Source organism: Stenotrophomonas indicatrix (genome assembly GCA_041545745.1).
Lineage (GTDB): Bacteria > Pseudomonadota > Gammaproteobacteria > Xanthomonadales > Xanthomonadaceae > Stenotrophomonas > Stenotrophomonas indicatrix_A.
Genome location: CP168152.1, coordinates 466,191 through 481,426, shown reverse-complemented (window position 1 = coordinate 481,426; position 15,236 = coordinate 466,191). Strand labels below are relative to the sequence as shown.

16 protein-coding genes are annotated in these 15,236 nt (G+C 66.7%); 8 read left to right on the top strand and 8 right to left on the bottom strand.

Annotated elements, in window-relative coordinates; translation table 11 throughout:
• Nucleotides 1-249: 249 nt before the first annotated feature.
• Both ACEF39_RS02180 and ACEF39_RS02175 read right to left on the bottom strand, forming a co-directional pair.
• Nucleotides 250-1,434 (bottom strand): MFS transporter, encoded by a 1,185-nt coding sequence (locus tag ACEF39_RS02180; RefSeq protein WP_500286810.1) that lies wholly within the window; start codon nt 1,432-1,434, stop codon nt 250-252.
• Nucleotides 1,431-2,609, bottom strand: coding sequence for a serine hydrolase domain-containing protein (locus ACEF39_RS02175; RefSeq protein WP_500286809.1), 1,179 nt, complete (start codon nt 2,607-2,609; stop codon nt 1,431-1,433). The genes ACEF39_RS02180 and ACEF39_RS02175 overlap by 4 nt, the downstream gene beginning before the upstream one ends.
• A gap of 228 nt (nt 2,610-2,837) precedes the next feature.
• Between ACEF39_RS02175 and ACEF39_RS02170 the strand changes: the two genes are divergently transcribed.
• Nucleotides 2,838-3,737, top strand: a complete 900-nt coding sequence (locus ACEF39_RS02170; protein WP_500286808.1) for a LysR family transcriptional regulator — start codon at nt 2,838-2,840, stop codon at nt 3,735-3,737.
• Nucleotides 3,738-3,904: 167 nt separating this feature from the next.
• Nucleotides 3,905-5,512 carry an ATP-binding cassette domain-containing protein gene (locus tag ACEF39_RS02165; protein WP_500286807.1) on the top strand — a complete coding sequence of 536 codons (1,608 nt, stop codon included), beginning with the start codon at nt 3,905-3,907 and terminating at the stop codon, nt 5,510-5,512.
• Between the two features lie 235 nt (nt 5,513-5,747).
• On the opposite strand, the gene ACEF39_RS02160 is transcribed toward ACEF39_RS02165, so the two are convergent.
• The gene (locus ACEF39_RS02160; RefSeq protein ID WP_500286806.1) at nt 5,748-7,076 is read right to left on the bottom strand and encodes a GTP-binding protein; all 1,329 of its coding nucleotides are present in this window, start codon (nt 7,074-7,076) and stop codon (nt 5,748-5,750) included.
• Nucleotides 7,077-7,146: 70 nt separating this feature from the next.
• Here ACEF39_RS02160 and ACEF39_RS02155 point away from each other — a divergent pair, with 70 nt between their 5' ends.
• Complete coding sequence (locus tag ACEF39_RS02155; protein ID WP_500286805.1) at nt 7,147-7,518, top strand: MerC domain-containing protein; 372 nt, start codon at nt 7,147-7,149, stop codon at nt 7,516-7,518.
• Between the two features lie 90 nt (nt 7,519-7,608).
• Here ACEF39_RS02155 and ACEF39_RS02150 read toward each other — a convergent pair whose 3' ends face one another.
• Nucleotides 7,609-7,893 carry a metal/formaldehyde-sensitive transcriptional repressor gene (locus ACEF39_RS02150; RefSeq protein ID WP_100459978.1) on the bottom strand — a complete coding sequence of 95 codons (285 nt, stop codon included), beginning with the start codon at nt 7,891-7,893 and terminating at the stop codon, nt 7,609-7,611.
• A gap of 46 nt (nt 7,894-7,939) precedes the next feature.
• Between ACEF39_RS02150 and dmeF the strand changes: the two genes are divergently transcribed.
• The 4 genes from dmeF (at nt 7,940) to ACEF39_RS02130 (ending at nt 10,739) form a co-directional block, all read left to right on the top strand.
• A complete protein-coding gene (dmeF, locus tag ACEF39_RS02145) occupies nt 7,940-8,908 on the top strand; it encodes a CDF family Co(II)/Ni(II) efflux transporter DmeF (RefSeq protein WP_500286804.1) in 969 nt (322 codons plus the stop codon).
• Between the two features lie 92 nt (nt 8,909-9,000).
• Entirely contained in the window at nt 9,001-9,417 is a 417-nt protein-coding gene (locus tag ACEF39_RS02140) for a hypothetical protein (RefSeq protein WP_500286803.1), read from the top strand.
• A gap of 137 nt (nt 9,418-9,554) precedes the next feature.
• Nucleotides 9,555-9,818: a hypothetical protein gene (locus tag ACEF39_RS02135; RefSeq protein ID WP_500286802.1), complete on the top strand. Its 264-nt coding sequence runs from the start codon at nt 9,555-9,557 to the stop codon at nt 9,816-9,818.
• A 78-nt stretch (nt 9,819-9,896) separates the two neighbouring features.
• Entirely contained in the window at nt 9,897-10,739 is an 843-nt protein-coding gene (locus ACEF39_RS02130) for a class I SAM-dependent methyltransferase (RefSeq protein ID WP_500286801.1), read from the top strand.
• A gap of 3 nt (nt 10,740-10,742) precedes the next feature.
• On the opposite strand, the gene ACEF39_RS02125 is transcribed toward ACEF39_RS02130, so the two are convergent.
• The 3 genes from ACEF39_RS02125 to ACEF39_RS02115 form a co-directional block, all read right to left on the bottom strand.
• Nucleotides 10,743-11,711 (bottom strand): polysaccharide deacetylase family protein, encoded by a 969-nt coding sequence (locus ACEF39_RS02125; protein WP_500286800.1) that lies wholly within the window; start codon nt 11,709-11,711, stop codon nt 10,743-10,745.
• A gap of 82 nt (nt 11,712-11,793) precedes the next feature.
• The gene (locus ACEF39_RS02120; protein ID WP_500286799.1) at nt 11,794-12,555 is read right to left on the bottom strand and encodes a hypothetical protein; all 762 of its coding nucleotides are present in this window, start codon (nt 12,553-12,555) and stop codon (nt 11,794-11,796) included.
• Nucleotides 12,556-12,608: 53 nt separating this feature from the next.
• Complete coding sequence (locus ACEF39_RS02115) at nt 12,609-13,277, bottom strand: hypothetical protein (RefSeq protein WP_500286798.1); 669 nt, start codon at nt 13,275-13,277, stop codon at nt 12,609-12,611.
• Nucleotides 13,278-13,396: 119 nt separating this feature from the next.
• Between ACEF39_RS02115 and ACEF39_RS02110 the strand changes: the two genes are divergently transcribed.
• Nucleotides 13,397-14,197 carry a hypothetical protein gene (locus ACEF39_RS02110; RefSeq protein ID WP_500286797.1) on the top strand — a complete coding sequence of 267 codons (801 nt, stop codon included), beginning with the start codon at nt 13,397-13,399 and terminating at the stop codon, nt 14,195-14,197.
• 88 nt (nt 14,198-14,285) lie between these two features.
• On the opposite strand, the gene ACEF39_RS02105 is transcribed toward ACEF39_RS02110, so the two are convergent.
• Entirely contained in the window at nt 14,286-15,098 is an 813-nt protein-coding gene (locus tag ACEF39_RS02105) for an alpha/beta fold hydrolase (RefSeq protein ID WP_500286796.1), read from the bottom strand.
• Nucleotides 15,099-15,236: the final 138 nt, after the last annotated feature.

The window sequence follows — 15,236 nt, the reverse complement described above, 5'->3', positions numbered from 1 at the left end:
CGCGGTGGATACGCGGGGGACGCCGTGAATCCATCCCTGGAGGCTTGGCCGCGGCATCCATGCCGCGGACACCCCCGCGTACCCACCGCGCCCGACCCGGGACAGATCTCTGCGGCGTTCCACCACGTAGAAGAGAAAGAAAAAGCGAAAGCGAAAGCAACAGCGGGTCGTTGCGCTCGCACGTTCTGCTCTCTGTAGTGCCGGCCGCTGGCCGGCAACCCCGGCAACCCCGTCACCGTTGGTCGATGCCTACGCCCAGGCCTTCGGCCGGGCCCACAGCCAGGCTGCACACACCGCCAGCAGCAGCAACGGCAACCAGGCCAAGTGCTGTGCGCCGCTGGCCTGCAGCATCAGGCCGCCGCCGACGCCGCCGGCGGCGATGGCCAGGTTCCAGCCGGTCACCAGCATCGATTGTGCGAGGTCGGCAGCGGCGCCGGCGCGGCGGGCCAGTGCGGTCTGGAACAGGGTTGGCACGGCGCCGAATGCTACGCCCCACAGGATCGTCACCAGCAGCAGCACGCCCGGCACGCCTGGCCACAGCAGCAGCGAAACCACCGCCATCACGAAGCCGATTACGCTGGCCCATACCAGCGCGCGCAGATGGCGGTCCACGCCCCAGCCGGCAATGGCGATACCCACGATCGCGGCGATGCCGAACGCCAGCAGCAGCCGGTCCAGCCAGCTGCCCGCGCCGGCCTGCACCGCCAACGGCTCGATGTAGGTGTACAGCACGTTGTGCGCCAGCACGTACAGCGCCATCACCAGCAGCGTGCTGCGGATGCCGGGCATGCGCCAGACCGAACCCAGCGACATGCGCCGGCCCGCGCCGGCCGCCGGCAATGCGGGCAGCGCCCAGCGCGCGTAGCCGAGCAGCAGCACCGCCAGCACGCTCATCAACGCGAACGCCCAGCGCCACCCGATCTGCTGGCCCAGCAAGGTACCTGCCGGCACCCCCAGCGACAGCGCCAGCGGCGAGCCGATCATCGCCACCGCGATCGCCCTGCCCTGCAGTTCCGGTACCACCATGCGCGCGGCATAGCCGGCCACCAGCGACCACAGCAGGCCCGCACCCACGCCTGCCAGGAAGCGCGCCACCAGGGTCAACACGTAGTCGTGGCTGAGCGCGGTCACGGTGTTGACCACCATGAAGCCGGCAATTGCCGCCAGCAGCAGCGGACGGCGCGGCAGGCGCTGGGTCAGTGCGGTCATCGGCAACGCAGCCAGTACCGAGCCCAGTGCATACACGCTCACCAGTTGCCCTGCGGCCGCATCGCTGACGCCGAGACTCTCGCCCATCGGCCTCAGCACGCCGGCGGGCAGCGTTTCGGTCAGCAGGGTGATGAAACCACCACCGGCCAAGGCCAACAGGCCACGCCACGGCAAGCGCGTTGCCTCTCCGGCCGGTGCCCCGGCGTCGATCGCGTGGCCGCTCATCGCGCCGTCTCCAGATCGGCGTATACCGCATCGCGCAGTTCATCCACGAACGCACCATGCATGCCTTCATACAGCGTGTTGGTCAGGGCGACCACGCTCAGGCCGCGCGTCGGGTCGACGAACCAGCTGTGGCCATAGGCCCCGCCCCAGCGCCATGTGCCCACGGTCTGCGGTGTGCCGCTGGCTGCGGCATCACGCAGCACGGCAAAGCCCAGGCCGAAACCCCAACCGGGCGGATCGACCGGTCCCAGCTCGCCCAGCTGAGGCGTTCCCATCTGTGCCATCACGCTGTCCGGCAGCAGCTGTGAGGCACGCGAATCGCGCAGCGCCTCCAGCACGGTCATCACCTCATCAGCGGTGCCCACCAGACCCGCGCCGGCTGACGGATATCGGTGCGGATCGGTCGCCCGCGCCAGGCTGTATTCGATGCCTACCGAGCCCTCGAACGCAGGCACCACCTCGCCCTCCTGCAACCGATGCGGCTGCGGCAGGTCACTGACATATGGCGTCGCCAAGCGGCTGCCCTCGCCGGTAGCGAACGCGGTGTCGCGCAGGCCCAGCGGCTGCGCCAGCAGCCGGTCGAACAAAGTCTGCAATGTCTCGCCTGTCGCCGCCTCGGCCACGGCGCCCGCTACATCCACGCCCAGCGAGTACAGCCACTGGCTGCCCGGTGCGAACAACAGCGGCGCCTGTGCGATGCGCTGCACGTTCTGCTGCAGCGTCACCGCGTTCGCGTCCATGCCATCGCTTACGCCCGCCTGCGCGTAAGGGCCCTCGGCATCGGCTTCCAGGAAGCGGTAGCCCAGTCCGCTGCTGTGACTGAGCAACTGGCGCAGGCTGATCGATGGTTGGCTGCCATCGGCCAGTGCCGGGCGGAACGCCGGCAACCAGCGCTGCACCGGCGTATCCAGGTCGAGCACGCCCTCGGCTACCAGACGCAGGATCACCGTGGTCAGCAGCGGTTTGCTCACCGAAGCCAGCCGGAACAGGTGGTCGCGGCGCATCGGCGTGTTCGATTCACGATCGGCCAGGCCGCTGGCGCTGGCGTGGCGCAGCACGCCATGCTCGCGAACCAGTACCACCGCACCGACCAGGCGCTGCGGATGCACGGCCTGCAGCAGCGTGCTCACCGCGGGCAGCGCCGGTGCAGTATCAACAGGGAGGGCGAGTGTCATCGGGGTGATCCGTGGGGAGAAGCCCGCCACGGTAGGCAGCTCCGGCGCCGGCAAAAAGCGGGGCGGGGCTCCGGGCATCATGGACCACAAGGTCCGTAATCGGCATGATGCCCGGAACCATTGGACCGCATCGACCCGCCAAGCACCCGCACCGCACTGTTGCACCGGCTGCGTCACCAGGCACGCCGGCCGCCACCTACCCTGCCCTCTTTCGCAGCGACCCTCCCCATGTCCGTCCTCGACAACCTGGCCAACCTGCAGACCTTCGTCCACGCCGCGGACACCCGCAGCTTCGTCGAAACCGGCCGCGTACAAGGCATCTCCGCCTCGGCCGCCGGCAAGTGCGTTGCCCGGCTTGAACATGCACTCGGCGTGCGCCTGTTCCACCGCAGCACGCGCAGCATCACCCTCACGGCCGAAGGCCAGCTGTTCCTGGCGCGCTGCCGGCGCATCCTCGACGAACGCGATGCCGCACGCACCGAACTGGCCCAGCAGCATGCAACCCCCAGCGGCACCCTGCGCATCAGCCTGCCGCTGGTGGGCGACCTTACCCTGCCGCTGATGGCCGAGTTCATGGCGGCTTACCCGGACATCCGGCTGGAGCTGGATTTCTGCGATCGCCTGGTCGATGTCATCGAAGAGGGGTTCGACGCCGTGCTGCGTGTTGGCGAACCCAGCGACTCACGCCTCACCGCACGTCGCCTCGGTGTGTTCCCACGCCGCGTGGTTGCATCGCCGGCCTACCTGCAACGGCACGGCACGCCGCACGTACCGGCCGATCTGCTGCAGCACCGCCTGCTGCATTACCGCTTCCCCAGCACCGGCAAACTCGAACCGTGGCCCATTCTCTGGCCAGGGGGCCAAGCAGCGCAGGAACTGCCGGTGCACATGGTTGCCAACACCATCGAAGCGCGGGTGGCACTGGCGCTGCGCGACGGTGGCCTGGCATTCGTGCCGGTGCATTCGGTGCGCGATGTGCTGGCCGATGGCCGGCTGGTCACGGTGCTTGATGAGCACGTACAGTCTTGCGGGACGTTCCACCTCTTGTGGCCCTCCGGCCGCCACGTACTGCCGAAGCTGCGGGTATTCATCGAGTTCTTCAGCGCACGGCTGGATACGGTGCCGTAACGCAGAGCACCGGCCGCGACCATTCAGCTCACGGCGCTATACTGCCCGCTCATTCCCCCCCAGAGGCTCGCGACCAATGCGCCAGTGATGCCGCCGTCTTCGCACTAGACGGCCCGACTCTTCCCGCCCCTGCGCGCAGGGGAGAACCAGGCATCCATGGAGGTCGCATGACTTCGCATTCCCTCACGCTCGATCGCGTGTCGTATCGGTTGGCCGATGGCCGACCGTTGTTTTCCGATCTATCCTTTTCCTTCGAACCGGTGGCCACCGGACTGGTCGGCGCCAATGGCGCCGGCAAGAGCGTGCTCGCGCGCCTGCTCGCCGGCCAGCTGTCACCCGACGATGGCCGCGTACACCGCAGTGGCCAGGTGTTCCTGTTGCCTACGCCGGGCTATCCGCCACGTGGCACGGTAGGCGAACTGGCCGGCGTAGGCGCCGAACTGGCGGCACTGGCACGTATCGAAGCAGGCAGCGTCGATGAAGCCGATTTCGCCTGCGTGGGCGACCACTGGGACCTGCGCGAACGCCTGCAGCAGCAGTGGCAGGCAATGCAGCTACCGGCCGACCTTGATCCGGCGCAGCCCGCCTCCCGGCTCAGTGGGGGCCAGTCGATGCAGGTAGCGCTGTCCGGCGCGTGGGCCAGCGGCGCGGATTGGCTGATCCTCGACGAGCCGAGCAATCATCTCGACGCCCGCCATCGCCACCAGCTGTACGCACAGCTGCAGCAGTGGCAGGGCGGCCTGCTGGCCATCAGCCACGACCGTGGTCTGCTCGCGCAGATGGCGCAGATCGTCGAACTGGATGCGCACGGCCTGCATCGTTACGGCGGATCGTGGCAGCACTATGCCGACACGCGCACCGCCGAACGCGAGGCCGCCGCCGCCCAGCTGGAGCATGCCCGTGCCCAGCATCGGCAGCAGCAACGCAGCGCGCGCGAACAGCACGAGCGCCAGCAGCAGCGGCAGGCACGTGGCAACCGCGAAGCGCGCGAGGCCAACCAGGCACCGATCCTGCTCGGTCGGCAGAAGCAGCGCGCCGAAGCCAGCCACGGCCGTGCGCAGCAGATCCAGAGCGACCGCCTGCAGGCTAGCGCGGCACAGGTGCGCGCCGCCGCTGCGGCGGTACACGTGGCACCAGAGCTGGCGTTGTTCAGTGGCGAAGGCGAGCGTGGTCAGGCCCGCCTGCTGCAGGCGCACGATCTGGTGCTGCCGCATGGCTGCAACGCGGTGCTGCGGCTGGAGATCCGGCGCGGCCAGCGCATCGCTGTAGTTGGCGACAACGGCAGCGGCAAGTCGACGCTGTTGCGCGTGCTGGCCGGCGAGCTGCCCGCAGATAGTGGACAGGTACATCGGCACGCGCCGTTGGCCCTGCTCGACCAGCAGCTGCTGAATCTGCGCAGCGAAGAGAGCATTCTCGACGCGGTGCAGGCTGCCCATCCCACGGCCGATCCGGCTGAGCTGCGCACGCGGTTGGCGTTGCTGGGCCTGGATGCACAGCGCATCCAGCGCCCGGCCAGCAGCCTCAGCGATGGAGAGCGGGTGAAAGGTGCGCTGGCCAGCGTGCTGTATGCCGACCCTGCCCCGCAGCTGCTGTTGCTGGACGAGCCGGGCAACGCGCTGGACCTGGCCGCGCTGCAGGCGCTGGAAGAGCTGCTGGCGGCATGGCCGGGGGCATTGTTGATGGTCAGCCATGACACCCACCTGCTGCAGGCCCTGCGGCCAACGCAGGTGCTGCAGGTCGGTGATGCAGGTTGGCAGTGGCGCGATGCGTTGTAGAGCGGAGCCCATGCTCGGCTCCTGCCGGCTGGCATCCACGCATGGCGTGGATCTACTGGCTGGCCGAGCATTCATCCACGCATGGCGTGGATCTACTGGCTGGCAATGCGTCCACGTCCATCGGAAGCGATGAGCTGTAGAGCCGAGCACGTGCTCGGCTCCTGCAGCCTCTCATCCACGCATGGCGTGGATCTACTGCCAGCCGAGCATTCATCCACGCATGGCGTGGATCTACTCATCCACGCTTCCACACCGGGAATACCTGCGGCATCTGCTGCCACAGCAGGGGCCCGGCCTGCAGTTCGTCGTCGTTGAGCAGGCATGCATCCAGTACCGAGCGCACCGCGCGCTCGTCCATGTGCACGCCGATCACCACCAGTTCCTGCCGGCGGTCACCCCACAGCGGGTGCCACAGGCGTGCCATCGCCGAGTGCGCTTCCGCGTCCGGGAATTCCTGTACATCGGGCAACGGTGCGCTCCAGCAGTCAGCCTGCTGCCGGGCCCAGCCCAGATCGCTGTAGGGCAGTGGCGTTGGCGGCAGCAGCGGCGTGGTGTCCTCCTGGCCGGCGCGCACACGCTCGCGCGCCGCATACCAGAAGCCCGCCGCTTGGGTGCGTGTGGCCGCGCCCACACTGTTCAACTCACCCACCCAGTCCATGCGGTTGGCCAGCCAGAACCAGCCCTTGCTGCGGATCACCCCGGGCATGCCCTGCTGCAACGTGCGCGCGAAGCGGGCCGGGTGGAACGGCCGCCGCGAGCGGTAGACGAAGCTGGCAATGCCGTACTCCTCGGTTTCCGGCGTGTGCTCGCCGCGCAGCTCCTTCACCCAACCCGGCGCCTGCTGCGCGCGATCGAAGTCGAAGCGGCCGGTATCCAGCAGCTCGGCAAGCGGTACATCGCCGAAGCGGGACAGCAGCAGCTTCGCGTCGCGGTTCAAGCCGCGCAGCACGGCCAGCGTGTCCTGCAGCACTTCATCATCGACCTGGTCCACCTTGCTGACCACGATCACATCGGCGAACTCGACCTGCTCGCACAGCAGGTCGACCACGCCGCGATCATCATCCGGCCCCGCCTGCTGGCCACGCTCGGCCAAGCGCAGTGTCGAACCGAAATCGGCCAGGAAGGCGCTGCCGTCCACCACCGTCACCATCGTGTCCAGCCGCGCGATATCGCTCAGGCTGAAACCGTGTTCATCGCGTACTGCGAAGGTGGCCGCCACCGGGATCGGCTCGCCGATCCCGGTCGATTCGATCAGCAGGTAATCGTAGCGGCCGCTGTCAGCCAGGCGCCGGACCTCCTGCAGCAGATCATCGCGCAGCGTGCAGCAGATGCAGCCGTTGCTGAACTCCACCAGCGTCTCTTCGGTGCGACGCAGCTCCGCGCCGCCATCGCGCACCAGCTGCGCATCGATGTTGACCTCGCTCATGTCGTTGACGATCACCGCCACCCGCAGGCCATCGCGGTTGCGCAGTATCTGGTTGAGCAGGGTGGTCTTGCCGGCCCCGAGGAAGCCGGAGAGCACGGTGACCGGAAGGCGACGGTCGGCGCGGGAAACAGTGTTCATGTCGGAGCGGGTTGGCTGCAGAACGGAAATGTTACTGTATAACAATTGTCGCGCAAGGAACCTCCCCCGCATGAAGTCACCCTCCGCTGCCCTGCTTGATGCCGGCGCCGTCGCCCTGTCCAGCCTGTGCCTGCTGCATTGCCTGGCCCTGCCCCTGCTGGCGGCCGCGCTGCCGCTGTTCGGCGTCTGGGCCGAAGCGGAGTGGGTACACCTGGTGTTCGTGGCCATTGCGCTGCCGATCACCGGCGTGGCCCTGTGGCGCGCCGAACGCCGCCAGCCGCTGCCTGCACTGGCGTGGCTGAGCGCGGGCACGGGCCTGGCGCTGTTGATGGCCGGGGCGCTGGCACTGCCCTCTCACGCGTGGGAGACCCCGCTGACGGTCACCGGCAGCCTGCTGCTGGCCGCCACCCACATCTGGAACGCGCGGCACCGGCACCAATAGCGCCGCAGGGGTAGTGCCGGCCGCTGGCCGGCAACCTCATGAACTCCGGAAGCAACATGCAGTTGCCGGCCAGCGGCCGGCACTACCCGGCTATTTGCCGTAACGCCGCAGCAGCTCCACCAGCACCTCGGCTTCGGCGGCCCGCTGGGCCGGGTCTTCCGCACCCACCACGTGTTCCTGCAGGTGCTCGTGCAGCAGTTCCATCAACAGGCTGTGGGCAGCGCCACGCACGGCCGCCACCTGCACCAGCACGTCGGCGCAGTCGCCTGCCTCGCTCTCGGGCGTGTTCAACGCCTGCTCCAACGCCGCCACTTGCCCGCCGATGCGACGGACCCGGGTCAGCAGCTGCTTTCGATTCCTGTGTACATGCGCCATGAGTGGATCATATACCCTATGGGGGTATCCATCCATCATTGCCGCCATGCACCTGGACGCCCTCGCCGCCGCCCGCCGCCACGAACACCGCTTCGACGACGGCAACCCGCTGGCCGAACGCAATACCCGTCGCGCGATGTGGCTCACCGTCAGCATGATGCTGGTCGAGATCGTCGGTGGGTGGTGGTTCAACTCCATGGCCGTGCTCGCCGACGGTTGGCACATGAGCTCGCACGCATTGGCGCTGGGCCTTTCGGTGTTCGCCTATCGCTGTGCACGCCGCTATGCACACGACCCGCGCTTTGCCTTCGGCACCTGGAAGATCGAGATCCTGGCCGGCTACACCAGTGCCATCGCCCTGCTTGGCGTTGCGGCGCTGATGGCCGTGCAATCGCTGGAACGGCTGTGGGTGCCCGCGCCCATCCACTACAACCAAGCCATCGCCATCGCCGCGGTCGGCCTGGGTGTGAACCTGCTGTGCGCGTGGTGGCTGCACGACAGCCCGGGCCACGCGCATCACCATCATGGCCACGGACACGACCATGGCGATCATGGGCATGACCACGATCACGGCCATTCCCACGGTCACGACCTCAATCTGCGTTCGGCCTACGTGCACGTGCTGGCCGACGCCGCCACCTCGGTGCTGGCCATCGTCGCCCTGCTGGGCGGCAAGCTGCTCGGCCTGACCTGGCTGGATCCAGTGATGGGCCTGGTCGGCGCGGTGCTGGTCACCGTATGGGCAATCGGCCTGCTGCGCGACAGCGGCCGCATCCTGCTGGACGCGCAGATGGATGCGCCGGTGGTGGCCGAGGTACGCGAAGTGATCGAGCAGGGTCCGTGGCCGGCACGCTTGGCCGACCTGCACGTGTGGCAGGTGGGGCGCGGTAAGTACGCCGTCACCGCCAGCGTGGTCACCAGTGACGCCACGCTCGATCCGGACACCGTACGTCAAGCGCTGGCGATCCACGAAGAACTGGTGCACATCACGGTGGAGATCCACCGCAGCCGCTGAGGTCAGCAGGGCGCCGGTTCTTGCCGAAAATCTGTACCGGCCATCGCCGCGAGCTGCCTACACTGGCCGCACCTGCCCCGTCGGGACATCCCATGCGCGCGCTCCGCCTGCTGCTGCCCGGTGCCCTCCTGCTGCTGGTGGCCTGTTCCGGTGACACCCAGCTGCCGTTCTCCTCCGACCCGATGCTCGGCTGCTTCGCCACCCGCCCGCGCAAGTCCGCCGAGTTCCGCATCGAAAAGGAAGGAGGCCAGTACTTCGTGTCGTTCGAGCGCGACGGCCAATGGCAGCGCGAACCCAATGCGCTGTACAAGGCCAGCCGCAGCAACATCCAGCAGTACTTCCGCGATGACGCTGACCAGATCGACAGCGCGCTGATCCGGATGGCCGGCGGCTTCGGCATCTTCCACGTCAAGGACGGCGCCACGTTGAAGGCCCGCGCACGCGACAGCGACTACATGGCGCTGCTGCTGATCGGCGCCGGGCCGGTGTATGCGGTGAAGTGCCAGTAGCGGCCAGATTGCAATTCTTCCCATGGCGTCAGCGATGCCGCTGGCACACGCTGCCGGTTTCGAGGAGGAATACCCATGCTCTCTCTCTTCTCCTGCTGGCCGCTGGCACCGCAAAGACCCAGGGTGCCTACGACGAGGTGCGTGAGACCGATGACGGCAAGGTCGTGGTGATGCGCACCTTCAACTGGGAAATCGAAGGGGAACGCGCCAAGCGTGTAACCGTGCACTGGTTGCTGCAGGAAGACGGCAGCATGCGCTACGACTTCGACTGGCAGCCAGCCGCCACCCAGGATGCCCATCGCCGTTCGTGCGCGTTGCAGGGCATGCAGCCCACACGAGGCGTCGGCATGATCTCAGGAGAAGGAACCATCCACGGATTCAGCTGCACCGACCTGCGGTAGCGCCGCGCCCATGCCCGGCTCGGCTGCACAGCGCCTGCGGTACCATGCCCTCCCCCGAGCCACCCTGCGCTACCCACCGTGCCCCATTACTCCGGCCCCCTGCTGACCCGCGACAGCGCTGACACCCTGCGCCGTGCCCATGACAAGGGCGCCACCGAATGGCAGGGCTCGCTCGATCTGGGGCGCAACGAAGCGGCGGTGCAGCTGGATGCCGAGGGTTTCACCTTCCGTGGCCAGCACTACCCGTGGCCGGGCAAGCTGAAGGACCGCACCCTGTACTACTGGGACGGCGAGGAGTTCTGCTCCATCTCCCGCTTCAGCGGCTCGCTGATCAAGCTGGTGCCGACCGAGTGGGGCGCACCGACCTTCGAGATCGACGGCATCAAGATGCTGCCGACCTCCAAGCTGTCGCCGTTCGAGGACGCGCGCCGCAAGGTCGAACTGGTCGCCCCGGCCGGCAAGATCATCCTCGATACCTGCGGTGGCCTGGGCTACTTCGCCGCGTGCGCATTGGAGGCGGGTGTCGGCCAGATCCGCTCGTTCGAAAAGAACGCCGACGTGATGTGGCTGCGCACGCTCAATCCGTGGTCGCCCGATCCTGATTCAGCCGCCGCGGGCGGTCGCCTGCACTTCAGCCACGGCGACGTCTCGCAGCAGATCGAACAGGTGGCCAGCAACAGCGTCGACGCGATCCTGCACGACCCGCCGCGCTTCGGCATCGCCGGCGAACTGTACTCGCAGGTGTTCTACGACCACTTCGCCCGCGTCATCCGCAAGGGCGGCCGTCTCTTCCACTACACCGGTGCGCCAAACAAGCTGACCAGCGGCCGCGACGTGCCCCGCGAAGTGGCCAAGCGCCTGGAAAAGGCAGGCTTCAAGGCCGAGCTGGCGCTGGACGGCGTGCTGGCCGTCAAGCGCTGAACCTCACTCGCCATCCACCTTGGCCAGCTTCATCACCCACTTCGGCACTTCCGGCTCGCCAGCATAGAATTCCTTGGGCTTGTTCTCGGCCATCGCCCAGCGGTGCAGCCAGCTCGGTCCGTAACGACCGCTGTAGCCCTCGGCACCGCGCGCATAGACCGGGTCGCGCACGGCCTCTTGCAGTGACACAAAGCGATAGCCACGACGCTTGGTGGCCGCCACCAGCTCGGCGAACGTCGCCGCGTTGAGTTCGTTGGCATGCATCAGCCACACCTGCGGCAGCGCATACCCCAGCAGCGCCAGCGACTGCTTCTCGTAGTAATTCACCTTGTTCAGCATGTACGGCACATAGCCCTTGCGCAGGCTCGCCAGCGTCGCCTCGCGCTGCGGTGAATCGGGCTGCTCGTTCATCACGTTGGCATAGGCGAAGGCCCACACCCACTCACCGTTGTCGACAGTCACCGGCGCAACGCGGTAGCCATGCTGCTTGAAGAACACGTCCATCGCCGCGCGATCTTCCGGCGTACGCCCCGCACGCAGATACGGATGACGCATCCACTGTGGCGTCTGCCCGCGTTCGGCCAACAGCGGCCGCAGTACCTGCTCGCCGTGCAGGAAATCCTGCTGGAACGCCGCTACGCCTTTGGCGTTGAGGTCCATGTGCGACCAGGTATGGTTGCCGAGTTCGTAGCCCGCATCCAGCCAGTCGCGCAGCATCTGCACCCGCGCCGGCTGCACCTGGCCATCCACTTCCAGCTTGTTTTCGTTGACGAAGCCCACCACCGGCACATCGGCATGGCGCAGCTGCGCCATCAGTGCGGCATGGCGCGCCTGCAGATCGGCCGGCACGATTTCATCCAGGCGCGCCCACGGCAGATCGTCAATGGTCACCGCGATGCGCCGATCGACTTCGGCAGCGTGGACGGTCAGGGACAGCAGCAGCAAGGGCAGTGCATGCAGCAATGAACGCATCAGGTCGGCCCTGGGAGAGAAGGTGTCCGCGACTCTAACCCAGCTTCTGGATATCGTCCCAGCCCCGCCTCCAGATTCGCCCTCACATCACAAGCATCATGAGTATCAGCGGGACAATCAACAGCGGAATGACCGCAAGATCAACGCACGTCGACGCAAGCGATGACCCATAAAGCTCAACGTGTGCCGCTCTTCTATTGCGCCAGCCGACGAAATTGGCGATTCCAAAAACAGTCAATAGCGCAGCAAACCACGGCGATACCACAACGCTCTCGACGAGTGCGCGGTGTTCAACACCATAGCGCTGGACCAAGCCGAACAGCACTCCTGCAATGCCATACAGGAACGCCGTTGATGACGTGGAAACGAGAAAGTACTTCCTGGGAATGACCGGCCCCGGCACCGAAAATCGCGCAACCACGCTCCGCACCAGAAGGTAATAGCCGTGACGGATGTAGGAAGAAGCGACTACCATCACCAGGATCAGCAGCGCCGTTTCCCACTTCACCAGGCTGTTGAGAAGGTTCATGCGGCGATAGGCTGCTATCTCGCCAAGTGTCTCATTCAGTCGTGGAACCAGTTCAGTGGCGACGCCATCAAAAAACAGGATCATGGCATAGACCCAGATGCCTGCTGCCGCAAGGGGCAGCGCGACTGTACCGAATCGCGCCGATGCATAGCTCCTGCGGCTTTCCCCTGCTACAAAGTGCAGCGGCCGGCCGAACATCGGAAACGCCAGCAGAAGCAGATACTTGGCCACGCCAGTGCTGCGTGCCCATTTCCAAAGCGTTTGAATCATTCCTGCTCCTGGTATCGCAGTTTCGTTCTCGTTGAACATCAACACGCAGACAGTCTTCTGACCTGATGCAGCACGATTGCGGCATTCCGCAGGACGCGCTACACAGCCTTTCGGGTCTGTACCCAGTTGTAGCGCAGCTGCGAGGTGGTGCGCCACAGCCACACGCCAATCACCATCGCTGCCAGCAACAGCCCACACAGGATGATGGCCAACGCGTCAGGCGCGTGCGGCGGCATCAGGTCGGCCCTGGCGAAGAGCTGCAGCAACCATTGCCGCATCGAGGACGGCAGCGCATGCCCATCCGGTGCCAGATCTGTCATGCATGCTGCAGGCAGCGTAGTGGTGATGCCCGCCCAGACATGCTCATACAGCCGCAGCATCGCACTGGCCAGCAGCAGTGCCGCCGCATGCAGGGCAAGCAGGCCCCACGCGCTGCGGCGCAGCGATGCATCCACATGGCGCAGCCAGTGCACGCAGACCAGCAGCGTACCCAGCAGGGCCAGCAGCAGCGTTGCCATCGGCAACCAGCACAGCGGCTGCCAGTCATCCAATGCGTCGGCACGCGCCAGCAGGTGCTCGGCCACGTGCAGGCGCGCGGCCGGATCGGTGCCGCCGCAGGCCAAAGACAGTGGCTCCAGCAGCAGATCCACGCGGTGGTGGAAGTACCCTGCGGCCAGGCCAACCGACAGCAGCGCCACCACCTGCAGCAGGAACAGCATCAGGCCAGCGCCGAAGAAGCGCCCCAGGCGGGCAGTGAAGGCAGTCATCGGTGTATCCCCAGCGAGTGACGCGCATGCTAGCCAAGCCAACGGCCGCTGTCGGCTGGCAGATGCGACATGACCCTGGAGGATGCGCGATCATGTCCACTCCTTCAGGAGAGTTGGCGATGGTAGGGCTGTATCTACTCGTGCGTACCCTGCTGCCGGTTCTGCTTGGCGGGCTGGTTGCGATGCTCGGCGCACGCGTGATCAATGCGCGGCTGGCCCGCCTTCCGCCGCGCGTGATTGCACTGCCGGATGAGAGCCTGCTGCCCAGCCCCGCAGCACAGCGACGTTATCGCCGCATGCGTCGGCGCAGACCGCGCCTGCAACACTTCACCCAGCCGCCCAAGGTGCCGCGCAGTTGGGTCCTGCTCGCAGCAATGGCGTTCATCGGCACGGTGGGCCTGACCGTCTACCTGATGCCCGATGGCGCCCGCTTCCAGGTGCTGGTCGAGAGCACCTTGGGATATCCCTCTACCGTCATCGAGGTCCGCGCGCCCATGCAGCAGCAGCTGCACCTGCTGGACGCCTGCGCACCTGTGCTGCATCACACTGTCCGCCCCATCACCATGCGCTACCGCAGAACCCGCACCGGCAATCCGGTCGAGGTGCACGGGGTACTGCCGGTGCAAGTGCGGCACCGGGGCACGCTGCTGCAGGTGGCCACGGCGCAGCCGGTGGATGCGGCCCTGCTGCGCGATGCCCTGCACCAGTGCAGCGCATCGTCCAACGTTACGCTGACGATACAGCCGCGCACCGTCGCGCCGTGGCGGGAATGGGGTTGGCAGCCCCTTCCAGCACGCCTCACCAATCAGCGTCTCAACCGCGCGGCAGCTTCGCCGCCCACATGTTGTCCACCAGGTTCGGGTAACGGCGCCCACGCTCTTCCGCCCGCCGCCGCGCCGCCGCCTTCTGCCACTCCGTGAGCGGCTGCATCTTCTGGCCCTTGGGGTTGGGCTTCTTCCAGGGCGGGGTGCGGGCGGAGGGCATGTGCTGATGATGCTGTAGTCGGTGTTATTTCTTCAGGAATTCCAGCAGGGCCAGATTGAAGTCATCGGCGTGGCTGGTGTTGCAGCCATGCGGCGCATTCCTCAGCACCACCACCTCGCTGCCGGCGATGGCCGCGTGCGTGCGCTGGCCAGAGCCCTCGAACGGCACCGTGGCGTCGCTGTCACCGTGCAGCACCAGCGTCGGCACCGTCACCTTCTTCAGGTCGGCACGGAAATCGGTGGTGGCGAACGCCTTCATGCAGCCCAGCGCAGCGGTCTGGTCAGATTGATGAGCGAGTGCGATGGCGGCCTGGCGCTCGTCCTCGGTGACCATCAGCTTGCCGTCGGCACTGAAGAAATCACGCGTGAAGCCATCAAAGAACGCTTCCCGGTCTCTCTCCAGCCCCTGGCGCATCTCATCGGCCTTGTCCTGGGTCAGCGGCCCGTCCGGGTTGTCCGCGCCCTTCAACAGGTACGGCGGCACGGCCGCAGCGAACACCACGCTGTGCAGGCGGTCCTCACCATGGTTGGCGATGTAGCGCGCCACTTCGCCACCGCCCATCGAGAAGCCGACCAACGTGATATCGCGCAGGTCACGCTCGTCGATCAGGCCGGCCAGATCAGCGGCCAGAGTGTCGTACTCGTAGCCATCGGTGGGCTTTTCCGAGCGACCGAAACCGCGGCGGTCGTAACTGATCACGCGGTAGCCGGCATCCCTCAGCAATGGCACCTGGGCCTTCCATGATTCGGCCGACAACGGCCAGCCGTGGATCAGGATCACCGGCCGGCCGGTGCCGCCGGTGTCTTCAACGTGCAGGCGGACAGAGGTGGTAGGCATGGGCGCTCCCGTGGGAAATGAGGAACCCAGCCTAGGCACCCGCAAGGGAGCCGCCCGTGATGGAATCAGCTCAGGCCATGACATCGCGTACACGGGCACCGGGCTCCATCGGTTCGCACCCGCCAGTGCGGCATTGGT